The sequence below is a fragment of the Leekyejoonella antrihumi genome (assembly GCF_007845645.1).
Classification (GTDB): domain Bacteria; phylum Actinomycetota; class Actinomycetes; order Actinomycetales; family Dermatophilaceae; genus Leekyejoonella; species Leekyejoonella antrihumi.
In genome coordinates this window covers 16,030-33,599 of sequence record NZ_VCQV01000016.1, presented here as the reverse complement: position 1 = coordinate 33,599, position 17,570 = coordinate 16,030, and the positions used below count along the sequence as shown (strand labels likewise).

Sequence of the window (17,570 nt, the reverse complement as noted above, 5' to 3'; positions counted from 1 at the left end):
TAGGAAAAGTGGCGTAGTGACCGCCCCCTCATACGCTGAGGAGCTCAACGACTCGTGTGCCGAACTCGACCGTGGTGAAAGCGGTTTGCCGATTGGTGAGTTCCAGCAGCGCAGCCTCGACCGCTCTTGAGGTGTGCGCGGCCGCCCGTCCGTGTCCGAGTTCGTCGAGCAGCATCGCCATCGACAAGATTGCGCCCGCGGGGTTGGCTATTCCTTGTCCCGCGATGTCGGGCGCGGACCCGTGAATGGGTTCGAAAAGGCTCGGCGCCGTGTTGTCGAGGTTCAAGTTTGCGCTGGGTGCGGTTCCCAGCCCGCCCTGGATCGCCGCGCCCAGGTCGGAGAGGATGTCCCCGAACAAGTTGTCGGTGACGATGACGTCGAAGTCTCGCGGTCTGTTGACCAGATGAAGGCACATGGCATCGGCGTGCTGGTACTCGGTCGTCACTTCTGGGTAGCCCGCCGCGACGGCGTTGAAAGTGTCGAGCCACAAGCGGCCCGCATCGATGAGAATATTCGTCTTGTGGCACAGCGTCAGCTGCTTCCGGCGGCGCTGCGCAAGGCCGAACGCGTATTCGACGCAGGCCCTGGTGCCCGCGCTGGTGGTGACGGAGGTGTGCACCGCGACGGCGTGAGAGGTGCCCTCGGCGGTGGTCGAGGATCCACCGGTGTAGAGACCCTCGGTGTTTTCTCTGACGATAACGAAATCGCAGTCTTCCGGGGTCAGCCCGACGATCGGGCTGATTGCCCCGGGCAGAAGTCGAATCGGGCGAACATTGACGGATTGCCTGAACCGTTGTCGGAGCTTGACGATGACGCCTCGCTCAAGCAGACCTGGGGTCACCCGCGGATCTCCGAGGGCGCCGAGCAGAATAGCTGTGGTCGAATCGAGCTGTGCAAGCATACTTTCGGGGAGCAGCTCTCCGGTGCTCAGATAGTGATTGGCGCCGAGGGGAACCTCGAGCACGTCCAGATTGAGCTCGAACCGCTCGCCGAGGGCATCAAGGACCTTCAACGCCTCTGCAATGACTTCCGGTCCGATCCCGTCGCCAGGGATGACGGCAACCGTCTTCGACACGATGTCAATCTCCTGCCTGTCACTCATGGATCTTCTATGGCTGCCGAACCCGAATAGAACATGCTGTGGTGTGACTTGCTCGGTCAGGCTGGCGGCGTGTAGCGACCATCTTGGGCAGTCCAGCCTCCATCGACGGTCAGAATGGAGCCAGTAACGAAGCTGCTTGCATCGCTGGCCAGGTAGACAACGGCACCGGCGAGTTCGGAGGGGCGGGCCCATCGACCCAGGGCGGACTTTTCGGAGTAGGCACGGTTCCACTCGGCGTTGGCGCGCAGCTGTTCGGTAAGTCTCGTTTCGACCACGCCGGGGCGTATCGCGTTGGCGCGAACATTCTGTGGACCGAGCTCGGAGGCAAGCGTGCGGATCAGCATCTCCAGCCCGGCCTTCGACGCGGCGTAGGCCCCCTGACCTGGCTCGACGGTCGTTGCACGGATCGACGAGAAGGCAACGATACTGCCGGCCCCCTGCTTCGCCATGAGCATCGCGGTGCCGCGCAAGACCCGGAACGCGGACACGAGGTTGAGTTCGATGACTCTTCGGAACTCCTCTTCCGTAAAGTCGGACAACCGCTTCCTGACGTTCATGGCCGGGGTGTAGACGAGCACGTCGATGCGACCGGCGGCGTCTAAGTAGTGGTCGACGGCGGCGGCGTCAAGGACGTCGACCGATGCAGTCGCACAGCGCCCGCCGAGCTCTTCGGCGAGAGTATCCAGTCCTTGCTTGTCCCAGTCGACCGCGACGACTGAGCCGCCGCATTCGACGAGCGCGTGCGTGCAGGCGCGCCCGATGCCGCCGGCGGCGCCGAAGATGGAGATCGACTTTCCCGTCAGGTCGAACATGCCCCGGTAGTCGATCTCAGATGATCCGGCGGTGGGTGGGGAAGTGGGAGGGTTGCTCATAGGTTGATCACCGCCATCTTGGTCACTGTCAGTTCTTCGATGGCGTAGCGCGGGCCCTCCCGGCCGATTCCAGAGTCTTTGACCCCGCCGTATGGCATTGCGTCGGATCGGAATCCTGGCACCTGGTTGACCACGACCCCGCCCACCTTCAGGTTCTGGAAGGCCAAGAAGGCGGTTCGTAGAGAGGATGTCCAGACGCTGGCGTGCAGCCCGTATCGCGAGTCGTTGGCGAGCTTCCAGGCGCTGTCGAGATCGTCCACCTTCCGCATCGCAACGACAGGCCCGAACACTTCTTCCCGCCAAATGAGGTCCTGGAGTGGCGGGTGTTCAAGGACGGTTGGAACCAGCCGGTCGGAAGCGCCGCCGGTGACGACGGCCGCGCCGTCGTTGATGGCTTCTGCCACCCATTCTTGGACTCGGCGGGTGGCGGTGTCGTCGATCAGCGTGCTGACCTGTGTGGCAGGCTCGCGAGGATCACCGACGACGACCTTTTCAGCGCGCTCTTGTACGAGGTTCACCATCTCGTCGTAGACGGGGGCTTCGACAATGACGCGCTGGACCGAGATACAGGCTTGGCCAGACGCGTAGTATCCGCCCGAAACGATCGCGTCGGCGGCTGCGGAAAGGTCCGCGTCGGAAGCGACGATCAGCGCCGTGTTGCTCCCCAGCTCAAGGAGGACCTTGCGCGGTGCTGCGGCGCGGGCGATGGCGTGCCCGACTGCCGCTGACCCCGTGAAGGACACGGCACCGACTCGGGAATCTGTGGTGAGGACCTCGCCGACGTCGGCGCCCCCGGTGACGAGCTGGCACAACGCCGGGGTTACACCTAAGTCATCCGCTACCCGGCGCACCAGGTCGACGAGCCACAAGGTCGCCAGGGGAGCCTGTGGCGCAGGTTTGCAGATGACAGGACAGCCTGCAGCGATAGCCGGGGCAATCTTGTGCATAGCGAGCAGGAACGGGTAGTTGAAACCGGCGATACCCACGACGACGCCGATAGGGAACCGTGAGTAGAACCCGAAAAGTCCATCGCCCGAGGGCAGAAGGTCAAGCGGAACGGTCTCCCCATGTATGCGTAGCGCTTCTTGCGCTGACAGCAGGCAGGTGAGCAAAGCCCGCTGCACCTCCGTGTGACAGTCTCGCCGTGGCTTCCCGGTCTCGAGGATGAGTAGTTCCTCCAGCGCGTCGCTGTGCTCCTGCACCATGCGGTGGACAGAAGTGAGCAGGTCATGGCGTACGCGCGATGGGATGGCGGCGACTTCGTCGGTGACTGCGACAGCGGAATCCAGCGCACTGCGCGCGAGGTCAGCGTCACCGATGGGCGCCTGCCCGACGAGTGACCCGTCATAGGGGAAGAGAACGTCCTCGTAGCCGGCGGGTTCGGCCCAGCCGGCCCCAATCGGGAGCTTGTTTGGAATGGTGAGATCCTTCGGAATCACGGTGGTTACCAACCTTGCTAGTCATCGAAGAAGAAGTTTCATCTGCGTGTTGACCCGAGAAGGAGGTCAATGGCCGCATGGCCCACCGGCCTGTCGTTGTCGTGAGGCATCCCTGCACATCCTTTAGTGCACTATCCGGCCGGTCGACGCTGATGGTTTCGGTTTCGGACGGATTCGGGGTGCGGCTGCCAGCAGCTCACGGGTGTAGGGGTGCTGTGGGTGTTCGTAGATGTCGCGGGCTAGCCCGGACTCGACCACTTCTCCCTGACGCATGACAATGATCCGGTTGCAGAGGTGCCGGACCACCGCCATGTCGTGGGAGATGAACAACAGCGTCAGGTTGAAATCGCGCACCAGACCTGTCAGCAAATTGAGGATCTGGGCGCGGACCGATACGTCCAAGGCGCTCACCGGCTCGTCGGCCATGAGAGTCTCCGGATGAGTGCCCAGAGCGCGGGCGATGGCGATGCGCTGCCGCTGCCCTCCCGAGAACTGGTGGGGGTAGCGCCGGGCGGCTGATGTTGGAAGCCCAACGGACTCCAGCAGCTCGGCTACCTGGGAATGCTCGTCGGTCACGAGTTTCAGGGACCGTAGTGGTTCGGCGATCAGGTCATGCACACGCATGCGAGGGTCGAGTGACGACATGGGGTCCTGGAATACCATCTGCACGTGCTGCCGGAAGTCACGCAGGTTGCGTTCCTTCAAGCCGCTGATGACCTGGTCTCGGTAGAGAACCTCGCCGCCTGATGGTGCGTCGAGTGCGAGCAGGATTCGGGCCAGAGTCGACTTCCCCGACCCTGATTCACCGACGATGCCAAGCGTGTCACCCTCATAGATGGACAGGTTGACATCACGCAAGGCGATCGTCTCGCCGCCGCTGCGGCTCTGGTACCGCTTGTGGAGGTTACGTGCCTCCAGGATCGGAGTCGGTGGGGACGCGTTGGTCATGATCAGGCCCCTACACGGCTGGCGGGGTCGCCAGCGTTCTCGGGAACTGGGTGCCAGCAGGCGACGACCTGGTCGCCGAGCGGCTCTAGAGGTGGCATGACAGCGCACTTTTCGTCGGCTCTGGGGCAGCGGTCGCGGAACGGGCATCCGGTGGGGAATTGTCCCGTCGCCGGGACGCTGCCTTCGATCATCGGCAGGGCGCCGGCAGGCGCCTTACTGTCTACAGTGACGGCGTTCGAGGTGGCCACGAGCGCGCTGGTGTACGGGTGGCGTGGATGGTCGAGTAGGGATTTGGTGCTGCCGGACTCAACGATGTGGCCGCCGTACATGGTTAAGATACGGTCGGACATTTCGCTGACCACCGCGAGGTCGTGCGTGATAAGCAGCAGCGCAGAGTTCTGCTCGGCGACCAGTTTCCGCATCAACTCCAGCATGCGGGACTGCACCGTCACGTCCAGAGCGGTGGTCGGTTCATCGGCGAGGATGACCGACGGCTCGCACGCGGTCGCCATCGCCAGCATGATGCGCTGGCGCTGCCCGCCCGACAACTGGTGTGGGTAGTGCCGCTCGTAGTGCACCGGGTCAGGAATGTCCACCCGTTCCATCAGCCCCCGCGCCTGCTCCCGGGCCGCCCGCTTGCCAAGGTTGCGGTGAACCCGGAGCACCTCGCCGATCTGCCTGCCGACTCGCATGGTCGGGTTCAACGCGGTCATCGGCTCCTGGAAGACCATCGAAAGCCCGTTGCCGCGAAGCTGGCAGCGGCGTTTCTCCGTGGTGCTCATCAGGTCCTGCCCCTCAAACAACACCTGCCCCTGCGCGGTGAGGCCTTTGCCGAGCAGACCCATGACCGCCAGAGCCGTCAGTGACTTGCCTGAGCCCGACTCACCGATCAGGCCGACACGTTCGCCTGCGCTCAGATCGAAGGAGACACCATGGACAAGGGGCAGGTCGCCCGCTCGAACGGATAGATCACGCACGGAAAGGACTGGCATGTCAGCGCTTCCGCCTCGGGTCGAAGACATCACCGAGGCCGTCGCCAAGAAGATTGGATCCAAGGACGGTCAGGAAGATGGCCACTCCAGGCCATACCGAGAGCATGACGTCCTTGTTGAGGTAGTTCTGGCTGTCCTGAAGCATGTTGCCCCACGATGCTGTCGGCGGATTCGTCCCGAGGCCAAGGTAATCCAGTGCGGCCTCGGCAAGAATCGCCAGGGAAAACAGCAGTGTCATCTGGATGATGATGGTTGCGCTGATGTTCGGCAGTACGTGCCTGCGCATGATCGCCAGCGGCCTGCGACCGTAGGATCGCGCGGCGAGGATGTACTCCGAGCTGAGGACGAGGAGTGCGTTGCTTCGGGTGACCCGGATGAACACCGGTGTGTAGGCGATGCCGATCGCGATCATGGCTGTGGTCGTCGATGCCCCTATCGCCGCCGACAGTGTGATTGCGGCGAGCAGGGCCGGGAATGCGTAGATCAGGTCCGCCAGACGCAGTACAGCCTCGCCGGGGGCGCCACCGCGCCACGCTGCGTAGAGTCCGGCAGGAATGCCGATGAGGGCGGCGATGAAAACCGCAAGGGCGCCTGCGTACACCGTGATCTGTGCACTGCTCATCACGCGGCTGAGGACGTCGCGCCCGTACTGGTCGGTCCCCAGAAGGTGGCTGCTGCTCATGCCGCTGAGGTTGTGCGCCGGGTCGACGGCCAGCGGTGGGTACGGTGTCCAGACCAGTGAGATCAGCGCGGTCACGAACACCAGAAGGACGAGGATCAGACCGATCAATGCACTGGGGCTTGCCGCCCAACGACGCCGCAGCGACTGATCATCGGCACGGCCGAGGGAGACGCCTTCGGGTTCAAGAGTCAGGGCCACTGCACCTTCGCTCATACGCGTGACATCACTCTCGGGTCAAGGACACGGTAAGACAGGTCGACCAACATGTTGATGATCAGCACGGCTGCAGCCACGATCATTACGATGTCGCGGACCATCAGCAGGTCGCGATTGGCCACCGACTGGAGAAGCAGCTGGCCCAGTCCCGGCAGCGTGAAGACGTTCTCCACGACGATTGCGCCGATGATCAGGCCGGTCAGCTCAAGACCGACCACCGTGACGATCGGAATCAGCGCATTGCGCAGACCGTGGCGTCGCAGGGCTTGCCCGGGAGTCAGGCCTTTCGCCCGCGCCGTTCGAAGGTAGTCCGACTGGAGAACTTCCGAGATCGAGGCGCGAACATATCGGCTGATGATCGCGCCTTCGACGAGACCAAGTGTTACTGCCGGAAGAATGAGAGATTCGATGGCTTGGCCGGGATTCGACCAGCCTGGAAACCCACTGGCGGGCAGCAGATGAAGCTTGACCGGGAAGATGATGATCAACAGGATGCCGCCGACGAAGGTAGGGATCGCGATGCCTACTTGGCTTGCCGCGCCGACCAGAGCGCCGCTGCGTTGGCCGCTGCGCAGCGCACCGATGATGCCCGCGGGGAACGCAATCGCCAGGCCGATCAACATCCCGAACAGCACCAACGGTCCCGTGACCCGCAGCGCTTGTGTGATCTGTTCGCCGATCTGCTGCTGGGAGATGTACGAGGTGCCCAGATTCCCCGTGACAAGTTGCTGTAGCCAGTTGCCGTACTGCTGCCACAACGGTTTGTCCAGGCCCAACTGCTGGTTCAATGCCCTGACAGAATCGGGCGTTGCCTGTGTACCAAGGATGACCTGTGCTGTTGAGCCCGGTAAGACCGCCAGGATCGCAAAGACGATCAAGGTGGATGCAAACAGGGAAGCGATGACGATCGCCAGTCGCCGCGCGGTAAAGCGAATCATGGCGCTGCCGCTACTTTGCGTAGCCCTGCGCCGCGAGGTTGGCGGGGAGTTGCCCACCCAAGGAGACGTGCGAGAGGTCGAACGACTCGGTGATACCGCTTCCGGGTAGGCCGACGACGTTCTTGTTTGCGACGGTGATCTGGTCTGGATTGTAGAGCCAGTCGTTAACGGCATCGGAGGTGATTGTCGTCAGGATCTTCTGATAGCCGGCGAGTTCCGCTGAGCTGGAGGTCTCGGAGTTGGCTTTGGCGAGCATGCTGTTCACCTGCGAAGTCTTGGCGTACTTCCAATAGTAGGTCGGGTTGGTGTAGTTCGCGAGATCTCGAGCCTCGACGTGGTTGATGATGGTCAGGTCATAGTTGGTGTTGGTGAAGACCTGACTGAGCCACAGTGGCCACTGGACGTTCTTGATTGTCGCGTTGATGCCTACGGCCTTGAGCTCCGCGACAAGCAGCGGTCCTGCGGTCGTCGCGTATCCGTAGGGAGGCAGAGTCAAGGTCACGGAGAAGCCGTTGGGGTAACCTGCCTGCGCGAGCAGTTGCTTTGCCTTGCCCGGGTTGTAGGGGTAGGTGTTGGCGTAACTCGTGCTGTACCAGGGATCCGGTGGGACCGTGTCCGTGCCGATCACGGTCCCGTAGCCCGCGCCCACAGTTTCGAGAATGGCTCGCCTGTTCGTCGCGTAGATGATGGCCTGCCGCACCTTGACCTTCGCCAGGGGTCCTCGCGTGTTGTTGATACTCATCTGAATCTTGCCGTTGGTGGGGCCGGAGATGATTTTATACGCCGGGTTTCCCTTGAACTGGGAGGCTTCGCTCGGGTTTCCGGCGGCAAGGTTGTCGATGGCTTGGACCTGCCCGCTCTTCAGCGCACTACCGGCGGCGTTGGTGTTGGAGAAGTACCGGAACACGACTGTCGCGACCCCCGGTTTCCCGTCCCAATAGCTGTTGTTGCGATGAAGCGTCACGCTGTAGTTCGCCACGAACGCACCAAACTCATACGGGCCGGTCCCATTGGGCTTTTTTGCTATCTGGCCTACTGTCTTCGGATCGAGGATGACGCCGTTGCTGTACGCGGCCATGTCGTACAGGAACTGATTGTTCGACTCGGACAAAGTCACGGTCACTTGGTTCCCGCTCGCACGGACGCCGGTGATGTCAGAGAATAGATCCTTGTACGGATAGTTCGACTTCGGAGCGATGACGCGCTTCAGGCTGAACACGACGTCCTGCGGTGTCATCGGGTCCCCGTTCGCGAATTTCACTCCCTTCCGCACGTCAAAGGTATAGGTCTTGCCATCCTTCGAGACGCTGTACTTGCTGGCGAGTACCGGAACGACATCACCCTTGGGGTCAAGCTGGACGAGATGCTGATAAACGTTGTAATCAAAGACTTCGTCGATCGCCGCCGCCGGGTTTGATGTCAGGTCCAACGTCGGCGGGGCAACCAAGGATGCCACCTGGAATGTTCCGTTCGAACTGGTCGCGCCTGACGCGGAGCTGCCACCTCTTGTCGTAGATCCTCCAGAGGAACACCCGGTGATCACCATTGCAGCACCCACACCAACGATTGCCAATGACATAGTCCGGCGACGCACCATCGCGAGATCCTTCCGCGTTCTTCGGTAGATGCCAGGAGGAAAGCGCCGCATACAAGCACCCGCACCCAGCAGCCGACTGATTATCTAGCAAGCGTCCTACGTCAGGCGGTCTACTGTCAAGCACCAGATTACTGGTTGGACCAGTGGCCTTCATGCCCACCTGACCTAGTCAGGACTCAGAAGCTCGATGGTCCGCGACGACCGGGTCGCTGCCAACATCGTCTGGACCTTCGTAGGCAAGCTGCGGTCGGTAGCTCCCGGTGGGAACCCTCAGCCAGGGGACCAGAGCGGCGGCGTACCCGAGTGCCACGGTCAGGGGCTACCGGCTGCTGAGGTTCCTCCTGATCAGCACAGCTCCAGCGTGCTGCCCGATCTGGCCTCCTTCGTTACCGATGAGGTGCCGCCCGCGGCAGTCCTGCACAGATCGGGTGCCGTGGTCGTTAGCTCCGCATTCCCGTCGTTGCTCTTGGGGCACGTGTTGGAGGGTTTGCGCGTTCTGTGGTGCAAACAAACGGGTGGCTCGCGGCTTGGTGCCCATCATGGTGATGTGGCCGAGCCCGGGTGCTCGGCGCGCGGCGTGCGTTCCTATAACCGTTCAGAGTCGATTCAGGGTGCTGGGGTCAGCCATTCGGGACTGGTCCGGGCTGGGGTCCGATCGGAGTGGGATGTCGAGGTTGCCGACCGAGGCGACGGGGAGCAGCAGCCCGCGCGGCGCGGGCTGGGGGAGTTGCGGTGGCCGGACCCAGGTGTGGGGGAATCGAAGATCAACGGTCCCTCCGGTGAATATCGTGTGCTTGAGTGTGATTCGACCGTCGGTGAGGTCCGTGCCGTAGAAGCGGATCGTCGAACCGAGCGCGAGGGTCGCACCGTGGAAAGCAATCCGAGTCCCGGTGAGCCTGGCCTGGTTGAAGGAGATGATGCCGTCGGCGGCGAGGCGGATGCCGTGGAAGGATATGGTCCCGCCGATGAGGTTGGCGCGGCCGAAGGAGACCCGGCTACCGGTGAAGCCGGCATTGCGGAACGACAGCAGACCATCGGACAGACTCGCCTGATCGAAGGAGACCTGGCCGCCGGCGAAGGTGGCCTGGTCGAAGGAGACCAGTCCGTCGGTGACTTGCGCGTGATGGAAGGAGACCTGGCCGCCGGCGAAGGTGGCCTGGTCGAAGGAGACCAGCGCGCCACCGAACTGCGCCTGCTGGAACGAGACCCGGCCGCCGGCGAAGGTGGCCTGGTCGAAGGAGACCTGCCCGCCGGTGAACCTGCTGCGGCGAAAGGACGCGGATGCGTCGACGAACCTGGCGTGATCGAAGAAGACTCTGGCGCCGGCGAGCTTTGCCTGATCGAAGGAGACCGGTCCGTCAGCGAACGTCGCGTTGTTGAAGTAGACCTGCCCGCCGGTGAACCTGGCCTGTCGGAAGGAGACCAGCCCGCCGGTGAACGTCGCGCCGCGGAAGGAGACCATGCCGCCGCCGAACTCGGCGGCGCGGAAACTGCCACCGTCGAATACCGCGCCCGTGAAGTCGAAGTCGTAGCCGGCCCAGCTGACCGCGGCATGCCGCAGCAGATGACCTCTGATGACGGAGATGATGGCGAGTCTGACATCGCGTTCCTGAAGTTGCTCGGGGTCGGACCGCTCGTTGGCCGCGGGGCTCCTCTCGGCACTCGATGCAGCACCTGCTGCCAACTGGTCGGCATGAGCCGGCCGGTAGGGTTCCCGAAGGTAGGCGCACAACGCGTCGATGCACTGTTGCCGTTTGAAGTCATTGTTGGTCTGGTCCGCCAGGGTCGCCATGGCTTGCACGCCGGCGATACGGACCGCCGCGGGCGTGCCCTCGAGCTGGGCGGTGGCCGCCGCGGACTGCGCGGTGAACCGAGAGGTCTCGATCGCCCGCCAGTGGTGGTAGGCCAGGGCCGCGGCCACCAGGCCACCCATTCCGACGGCAATGGGCAGGTTGATCTTCACCAGGTCCAGAGGTGCGGTATGAGCGCGGTAGCTGAAGGCGCCGCGCGCCGTGAGCAGGTCACTGATCCCGATCCATGCGCCGCCCACAGTGGCGAGCCCGAGGGCTACACCGGTGACGGCGAGGCCGCACAGCAGCCACACCCGCTCCAACCGCGGCCACTCGGAAACTCTGGCGTCAAGTCCTGGCGAGCTAAAAGGCATTAGATCACGCTTCTCGTGCTTAGTTATTCGTTCAATTATGTTGATGTCAAGTATCTTTATATCAATATAGTTAACGTTCAACGTTACGGATTCATTCCACTGGAGCCTTCCTCGGTCTTCGCCGTTACCCGCTGCTAGCGGCGTTCGTGGCGGTTGGTCCAGCCCGGTCGTGCGACGCGTAGGTGCAGCATTCGCTCGGACTCACTTGCCTCACGCACATCGCGCACCCGTCCCTCGAGCAGCATTGTCAGTGACACGAGCCCGACCAGTCGAGTGGGGTCGTGCCGGTCCACCACGGGCATCTTGTCGATCTCGTTCGCTGCCATGGCGTTTGCTGTCTCCCGCAGTGTCTGGTCGGCGTGTGTGACGATCGGGGCGGTAAGGCACAGCTCCTTGACGGCCCTGGTGCTGCGGTGTTCGTGCACCGCGGTCTCGAGTTGTGTGCGGGTGACCACTCCCACGAGCGTGTCTACACCCTGCACGACGGGGTAGAGCATCTGGCGCCGCGTCTCCACCTTGTCCGGGTCGGTCCCGGAGATCTCCGCCAGCGCGTCCTCGGCGCTGAGATCGCCTTCATAGCTCAGAATATCGCGCGACATGACCTCGCCGACGAAGTAGATCTCCAACGGGTCCACGTCGTACTCGCGGGTCAGGTGATATCCGCGGCGGGCTATCTTCTCGGTGAGCACGGAGCGTTTCAGCAGCAGCGCTGAGATGGCGAACGCGGTTGATGCCCCGATGATCATCGGCAGGATCGCATCGAACCGGCCGGTCAGCTCAAGCGCAAAGATCACGCCGGTGAACGGTGATCGCATGACCCCACCGAGGACAGCGGCCAGCGCGACGAGTGCCCAGAATCCCGTCCCCACCTGCGGGAAGATCTGCGCCTCCAGAACACCGAGGGCGCCGCCGATCATGAACATCGGCGCGAGGATGCCGCCCGAGGTGCCAGATCCCAGCGACAGCGACCAGATCAGCGTCTTGACGATCAGGATGCCGATCGCGAGGTTGATCGTGATGCTCCCGTCGAGCTCCTCACCGATGATGTTGTAGCCCACGCCCAGCGCCTGCGGGACGATCAGACCACCGATGCCGATGACGATCCCGCCGATGGCAGGCCACCACATCCAGTGCACCGGCAGCCTGCGGAACCCGTCCTCCGCGGCATACACCAGAATGGTCGCGACAATCGCGAGGAGCCCGGCGACAATCCCGGTGACAACGCACAGGAGCTCGGCCAGGGGTGTGAGGTGCAGCGTGCCGTGCACAGGGAACAGGACTCCGGAGCCGAGCAGTGGGTGGCGAACCACCGTCGCGACGCACACCGCCGCTGCCACCGGCACGTAGCTGCGCGGTCGCCACTCGAAGAGCAGCAACTCGACGGCAAGCATGACGGCAGCGAACGGCGTGTTGAACGTTGCGGCCATACCGGCTGCCGAACCGGCCACGAGAAGCGTCTTGCGCTCGTCGGCGGTCAGCCGCAGCAGCTGCGCGAAGAGGGAGCCGATCGCACCACCGGTCATGATGATCGGTCCCTCGGCACCGAACGGGCCACCCGTGCCGATCGCGATCGCCGACGAGATCGGCTTGAGCACCGCGACTCGCGGCTCGATCTTGCTGCCGCCCAGCAGGATTGCCTCGATCGCCTCGGGCATCCCGTGGCCGCGGATCTTCTCGGACCCGTAACGTGCCATGTATCCGATCACCAGGCCGCCGATGATCGGCGCCAGCAGGATGATGTACCAGTGGTCGTGGCCACCTCCGGGCGCCACGAGCTTGGTGTCGACGCGCTGGTAGAAGATCACGTTGGTGATCAGCCCGATCAGGCGCAGGAGCGCCCAGGCGACCACCGCGCTCATGGCCCCGACGGGGAGCGCCAGCGCGGTGATGATCACCAATCGTGGTGATGTCCTGAAGTCGCCGAGGTGGTGGACATCGCGGGGGACGTCGTTCGGCGCGATGGGCTGGGTCGTGCTCAACGGGTCACTCGCAGTCCCTCTCGTCCTATATCGTGACACGATTATATCGCTATACGAGATATTATGAGGTCAGTCAGCACAGAAGGGCCTCATCCGTGACCTCGCGCCCGCATCTCACCGACGCCGACTATGCACGCCTGCTCCGGCTGCGCACGCAGCTGCGAAAGTTCGAGCACTGGAGCGCACAACAGGCCGCGGCGATGGATCTGACCGCCAGCCAACACCAGCTCCTGCTAGCCATCCGCGGCCACGGCGGCTCGAAGGGCCCGACGATCGGTGAGGTGGCCGCTGACCTGCTGGTGGCGCACAACACCGCAGTCGGGCTGGTCGACCGCACCCAAGAGCTTGGGTTGATCGACCGCGAACGCGACCCCAGTGACCACCGGGTCGTGCGACTGGCGCTGAGTGCTGTTGGTCGCGAGAAGCTGAACGCACTGTCCGCTGAACACGTCGAGGAACTGGCACGTCTCGCCGCCGTGGTGGACAAACTGGTCCGGAATTAACGACGTCGGCACGGACCTTGCCGCTCTAGGCTTGGACGTGTGGTCCGACGGGTCTGGCGGTGAGAAGCACTTGCCGGTCAGGCCGAGAGAAGGCGTGATGAGCATCGACTTTACGCATGTCAGTTTTGGCCAGCGAGTCGTCTTTCGCACCGGGGGAGCCGCGTACGCAGTCGGCCAGGAGGTTGAACGCACGGGCGCAACACGGGTGCTCGCCATCTCCGGCACGTCAGCGCGTACGTCGGCCGAGGAGGTTCTGGCCGAGGTGCCGGTGGCGGCCTGGTTCGACGATGTGGTCCAGCATGTGCCGGTCGAGGTCGCCGAGCGGGCGAGGGAGGTGGCGCGCAGGTGCGCCGCTGATCTGATCGTCAGTGTCGGTGGCGGCTCGACGACCGGGCTGGCGAAGGCGGTCGCCCTGACCACCGGGCTGCCAATCGTCGCAGTGCCCACCACGTATGCGGGCTCCGAAGCAACCAACGTGTGGGGGATGACCGAGGGCCGCACGAAGCGCACTGGAACGGATGGCTCGGTGCTACCGGCGACCGTCGTGTATGACGCAGCACTGACCACATCGTTGCCCACACAGCTGTCGATCTCGTCTGGGCTGAATGCACTGGCGCACTGCGTCGACTCGCTCTGGGCACCCCGGACCGACCCGATCAATCAGGCCCTGGCGCTCGAGGGAGCACGCGCCCTCGCGGACGCGCTGCCCCGGATCGCCGCCGACGGTCACGACCTGACTGGGCGAGAGGGCGCCCTGTACGGGTGCTACCTGGCCGCTGCGGCATTCGCCTCGGCGGGTTCAGGGCTGCACCACAAGATCTGCCACGTGCTCGGCGGGACGTTCAACCTTCCGCATGCAGAGACTCACGCCATTGTGCTGCCCTACGTCCTGGCATTCAACGCACCGGCCGTGCCTGAGCTCACCGGAAGGCTGGCAACGGCGCTCGGAGGCCCCGGGTCCGCCGTGCAGGCCCTCGAGACTTTGCGAACGTCGATCGGCCCGCCGCGCAGACTCGCCGATGTAGGTCTCACCGAGGCGGACATTCCCGAGGCCGCTGCCCGTTCGCTCGCCGCAGCGCCGGACGACAATCCGGTACGCGTGACCAAGGAGGGGCTGACGGACCTGCTGACCCGGGCTCTGCGTGGCGAGAGCCCACAGGGCGGCATACGACCGCACATCGTCTCTCTCGACCAGGCCTCCCGTGAGGAGGCGATCGTCCAGGAGGCCGTCAACAGCTTCGACCGCACGCCGTCACCACGCCTCAGGACGCTGATGCAGGCGCTTGTGCGGCACTCACACGCGTATCTTCGCGAGGTGCGGCTGACTCAGACGGAGTGGGACGCGGCCATCCGGTTCATGACCGACGCCGGTCACCTCACTGACGACCGTCGCCAGGAGTTCATCCTTCTCTCCGACGTGCTCGGGCTCTCGATGCAGACCATCGCCGTTGGCAACGAGGCGTATGCGGACGCCACCGAGGCGTCCGTGTTCGGACCGTTCTTCGTCGATGACGCGCCGCAGATCGAGCAGGGCGGAGACATTGCCGGCGGCGCATCGGGTATGCCCTGCTGGGTGGAGGGCTCGGTGCGAGGCACGGACGGCAACCCGATCCGCGGCGCCCGCATCGAGGTGTGGCAGGCGGACGATCAGGGTCTCTACGATGTGCAACACGATGATGGTCGCATCTACGGCCGGGCCCATCTCTTCAGCGATGACCACGGCGGGTTCCGGTTCTGGGCGCTGCAGCCCACGCCGTACCCCATCCCGCACGACGGTCCGGTGGGAGCGATGCTCGAGTCAGCCGGCCGTTCGCCCTACCGGGCCGCGCACCTGCACTTCATGGTGTCCGCGCCCGGCTACCGGACCCTTGTGACGCACATCTTCGTCGAGGGTGACCCGCAGCTGGAGATCGGTGACTCGGTATTCGGGGTGAAAGAGTCATTGATCAAGCGATTCGAGCGTCAGCCGGTGGGCAGTGCAACACCGGACGGCCGAACCTTGGATGGACGGGAGTGGTCGCGCACCACGTTCGACATCGTCCTTGCCCCAGGAGACGTGTAGGCACGGTCCTTCTTGCCGGGTATCTGGCGTTCCTCGCCGTTCCCGGCCGGAACGTGCGACGATTGTTGTCTGCCTGTCGGTGCTACCGGTGGAGGGGTCATGCCGAAGCGACTCGTTGTGTGCTGCGACGGCACGTGGAACACACCCGATCAGACCAGCCAAGGGCAGTCGAGCCCCACGAACGTAACGAAGGTCGCGCTGTCGGTGGCCGCCAGCGCGGCCGACGGCACCGTGCAGCGCCTGTACTACCACCCGGGTGTTGGGGTAAACCGGCGGACTCGGCTGCGGGGCGGGGTGTTCGGTGTGGGGTTGTCCGCCAACATCATCGACGCCTATCGGTTCCTCGTCCACGAGTACGAGCCGGGTGACGAACTGTTCTTCTTCGGCTTCAGCCGTGGCGCGTTCACCGCGCGCAGTCTGGTCGGGCTCGTGCGCAACAGCGGCATCCTGCGCGTCAAGAACGCCGGTCGGGTCGACGAGGCGTATACGTTGTATCGGGACCGCCGCGCGCATCCGCGTGGCGTCGCGGCAACGCTGTTCCGCCGCTCCTACGCTCATGAGCCCCGGATCCGGTTCGTCGGGGTGTGGGACACCGTCGGCGCGCTGGGTATTCCCGACACCGGTCTGGGTCTGCCCCGACTGGTCAACCGCCGCTGGCAGTTCCACGACACCACGCTGACCAGCCAGGTCGATGCCGCCTTCCAGGCTCTTGCCATCGATGAGACGCGTCGCCCATTCGAGCCCACGCTGTGGCAGACGCCACCGCATCCGGCCGATCAGGTTCTGGAGCAGGTGTGGTTCAGTGGCGTCCACTGCGACGTCGGTGGCGGCTACTCCGACACGTCCCAGTCCGACATCGCGCTGGCATGGCTAGCCGGCAAGGCCGCCGGGTGCGGTCTCGCATTCACCGCGGACGTTTTTACCGCGAGCGAACCCGGCCGGGCACGTCCTGACGAGAGTGCGTTCGCGATGTGTCCCGACCCGGTCGGTGCGATCCATCAGTCCCGCACCCGCTGGTATCGGCTCGTCCGGCCGTACCGACGTCCGATCGGCCAGGCCGACACCGATCACGAAGCGGTGGCGTCCACTGCGATAGCGCGCCGAGACGGCGACGCCGTCTATCGGCCGGTCAACCTGCACGCCTACCTCGACGGTCCGCGACCCAGGATCGCTGAGGTGCGGACCGGCGGCGGCGATGCTCACCGACCGGACCGGAGGCCACGCAGCGCAGCCAGAAGGCAGCCAAGCGATGACGGCTGAGCGGGAGGGTCATGCCGACGGCCTCCCGGTGGCCGAGCAGTGGTACGACTCCCGCGTAGTCGGCGAAGGTCTCACCGTGATCTGGGAGCCACACGTCCTCCCGCTCCTCCGAGCGAACATCTGGCATCTGCACACCCCCGGCTTCAACTTGGTCATCGACTCCGGGCTCGGTGTCGCATCGCTGCGGGGCTGTTTGCCTCACCTGTTCGAGGGCGACTGCGCGGTGGTCGTGACCCATGCTCATCTGGACCACATGGGCTCGGCTCACGAGTTCGAGCAGTGCTGGGCACACTCGGCCGAACCACTCGGCGCGCCACACCTCGGGGCCCTGCGCCGAGGTCCGTTGAGCGAGGCGCTCGGCTTGGAGCTCGACGGCTCGCCGGACGAGCTGCTGATCGACGCACGACCCCACGCCGAATACGACCCGAGCGCGTACAAGCTATCGCCGGCACGAGTGACCAGACAGCTGCACGACGGAGATCTGATCGAACTGCCGGGCCGCACGCTGACCGTGCTTCATCTACCCGGTCACACGGCCGGCAGCATCGCCCTGTATGAGCAGGAGGCGCGTTCGCTGTTCTCCGGCGATGTCGTCTACGACCTCGAACCTGGCGAGCAGCTGCTCGATGAGATGCACGGTTCGGAAGTGGACTCCTACATCGCATCAATGCAGCGGCTGGCCACGCTCCCTGTCGACATGGTCTACCCCGGCCATGGCCATAGCTTCGACGGCACGCGGTTGCGGGAACTCGCACGCGACTACGTCACCTCACGCACCGGCGGGAAGATCTAGTTACTGCTCTGATCACGGCGGCC

Annotated in this window: 14 protein-coding genes; 4 read left to right on the top strand and 10 right to left on the bottom strand. The window is 64.2% G+C overall.

Annotation, left to right across the window (positions count from 1 at the left end):
• Nucleotides 1–28: 28 nt before the first annotated feature.
• The 10 genes from FGL98_RS12315 to FGL98_RS12270 form a co-directional block, all read right to left on the bottom strand.
• Nucleotides 29–1,102 carry a 3-isopropylmalate dehydrogenase gene (locus tag FGL98_RS12315; RefSeq protein WP_146317071.1) on the bottom strand — a complete coding sequence of 358 codons (1,074 nt, stop codon included), beginning with the start codon at nt 1,100–1,102 and terminating at the stop codon, nt 29–31.
• Nucleotides 1,103–1,158: 56 nt separating this feature from the next.
• Nucleotides 1,159–1,914 (bottom strand): SDR family NAD(P)-dependent oxidoreductase, encoded by a 756-nt coding sequence (locus FGL98_RS12310; RefSeq protein ID WP_246136516.1) that lies wholly within the window; start codon nt 1,912–1,914, stop codon nt 1,159–1,161.
• Between the two features lie 56 nt (nt 1,915–1,970).
• The gene (locus tag FGL98_RS12305) at nt 1,971–3,413 is read right to left on the bottom strand and encodes an aldehyde dehydrogenase family protein (protein WP_246136515.1); all 1,443 of its coding nucleotides are present in this window, start codon (nt 3,411–3,413) and stop codon (nt 1,971–1,973) included.
• Between the two features lie 123 nt (nt 3,414–3,536).
• Nucleotides 3,537–4,361: an ABC transporter ATP-binding protein gene (locus FGL98_RS12300; protein WP_146317070.1), complete on the bottom strand. Its 825-nt coding sequence runs from the start codon at nt 4,359–4,361 to the stop codon at nt 3,537–3,539.
• A gap of 2 nt (nt 4,362–4,363) precedes the next feature.
• Complete coding sequence (locus FGL98_RS12295; RefSeq protein ID WP_222432149.1) at nt 4,364–5,338, bottom strand: ABC transporter ATP-binding protein; 975 nt, start codon at nt 5,336–5,338, stop codon at nt 4,364–4,366.
• Between the two features lie 16 nt (nt 5,339–5,354).
• The gene (locus FGL98_RS12290; RefSeq protein WP_146317068.1) at nt 5,355–6,248 is read right to left on the bottom strand and encodes an ABC transporter permease; all 894 of its coding nucleotides are present in this window, start codon (nt 6,246–6,248) and stop codon (nt 5,355–5,357) included.
• Complete coding sequence (locus tag FGL98_RS12285; protein WP_146317067.1) at nt 6,245–7,189, bottom strand: ABC transporter permease; 945 nt, start codon at nt 7,187–7,189, stop codon at nt 6,245–6,247. The genes FGL98_RS12290 and FGL98_RS12285 overlap by 4 nt, the downstream gene beginning before the upstream one ends.
• A 10-nt stretch (nt 7,190–7,199) precedes the next feature.
• Entirely contained in the window at nt 7,200–8,636 is a 1,437-nt protein-coding gene (locus tag FGL98_RS12280) for an ABC transporter substrate-binding protein (protein WP_186526137.1), read from the bottom strand.
• Nucleotides 8,637–9,381: 745 nt separating this feature from the next.
• Nucleotides 9,382–10,950, bottom strand: coding sequence for a pentapeptide repeat-containing protein (locus FGL98_RS12275; protein ID WP_146317065.1), 1,569 nt, complete (start codon nt 10,948–10,950; stop codon nt 9,382–9,384).
• 134 nt (nt 10,951–11,084) lie between these two features.
• Nucleotides 11,085–12,929 carry a chloride channel protein gene (locus FGL98_RS12270; protein ID WP_222432148.1) on the bottom strand — a complete coding sequence of 615 codons (1,845 nt, stop codon included), beginning with the start codon at nt 12,927–12,929 and terminating at the stop codon, nt 11,085–11,087.
• Nucleotides 12,930–13,024: 95 nt separating this feature from the next.
• Here FGL98_RS12270 and FGL98_RS12265 point away from each other — a divergent pair, with 95 nt between their 5' ends.
• The 4 genes from FGL98_RS12265 (at nt 13,025) to FGL98_RS12245 (ending at nt 17,547) form a co-directional block, all read left to right on the top strand.
• Complete coding sequence (locus FGL98_RS12265; protein WP_222432147.1) at nt 13,025–13,432, top strand: MarR family winged helix-turn-helix transcriptional regulator; 408 nt, start codon at nt 13,025–13,027, stop codon at nt 13,430–13,432.
• 97 nt (nt 13,433–13,529) lie between these two features.
• Nucleotides 13,530–15,494: a maleylacetate reductase and hydroxyquinol 1,2-dioxygenase domain-containing protein gene (locus tag FGL98_RS26915; protein ID WP_342779975.1), complete on the top strand. Its 1,965-nt coding sequence runs from the start codon at nt 13,530–13,532 to the stop codon at nt 15,492–15,494.
• Between the two features lie 99 nt (nt 15,495–15,593).
• Nucleotides 15,594–16,754 carry a DUF2235 domain-containing protein gene (locus FGL98_RS12250; RefSeq protein WP_146317064.1) on the top strand — a complete coding sequence of 387 codons (1,161 nt, stop codon included), beginning with the start codon at nt 15,594–15,596 and terminating at the stop codon, nt 16,752–16,754.
• Nucleotides 16,744–17,547 carry an MBL fold metallo-hydrolase gene (locus tag FGL98_RS12245; protein ID WP_186526136.1) on the top strand — a complete coding sequence of 268 codons (804 nt, stop codon included), beginning with the start codon at nt 16,744–16,746 and terminating at the stop codon, nt 17,545–17,547. The genes FGL98_RS12250 and FGL98_RS12245 overlap by 11 nt, the downstream gene beginning before the upstream one ends.
• The last annotated feature ends 23 nt before the right edge of the window (nt 17,548–17,570 follow it).

What these genes read in the sequence shown, in the direction of transcription:
- FGL98_RS12315 (WP_146317071.1), bottom strand. Translation starts at nt 1,102, where the DNA reads ATGAGTGACAGGCAGGAGATTGACATCGTGTCGAAGACGGTTGCCGTC.
- FGL98_RS12310 (WP_246136516.1), bottom strand. Translation starts at nt 1,914, where the DNA reads ATGTTCGACCTGACGGGAAAGTCGATCTCCATCTTCGGCGCCGCCGGC.
- FGL98_RS12300 (WP_146317070.1), bottom strand. Translation starts at nt 4,361, where the DNA reads ATGACCAACGCGTCCCCACCGACTCCGATCCTGGAGGCACGTAACCTC.
- FGL98_RS12290 (WP_146317068.1), bottom strand. Translation starts at nt 6,248, where the DNA reads ATGAGCGAAGGTGCAGTGGCCCTGACTCTTGAACCCGAAGGCGTCTCC.
- FGL98_RS12285 (WP_146317067.1), bottom strand. Translation starts at nt 7,189, where the DNA reads ATGATTCGCTTTACCGCGCGGCGACTGGCGATCGTCATCGCTTCCCTG.
- FGL98_RS12275 (WP_146317065.1), bottom strand. Translation starts at nt 10,950, where the DNA reads ATGCCTTTTAGCTCGCCAGGACTTGACGCCAGAGTTTCCGAGTGGCCG.
- FGL98_RS26915 (WP_342779975.1), top strand. Translation starts at nt 13,530, where the DNA reads ATGAGCATCGACTTTACGCATGTCAGTTTTGGCCAGCGAGTCGTCTTT.
- FGL98_RS12250 (WP_146317064.1), top strand. Translation starts at nt 15,594, where the DNA reads ATGCCGAAGCGACTCGTTGTGTGCTGCGACGGCACGTGGAACACACCC.
- FGL98_RS12245 (WP_186526136.1), top strand. Translation starts at nt 16,744, where the DNA reads ATGACGGCTGAGCGGGAGGGTCATGCCGACGGCCTCCCGGTGGCCGAG.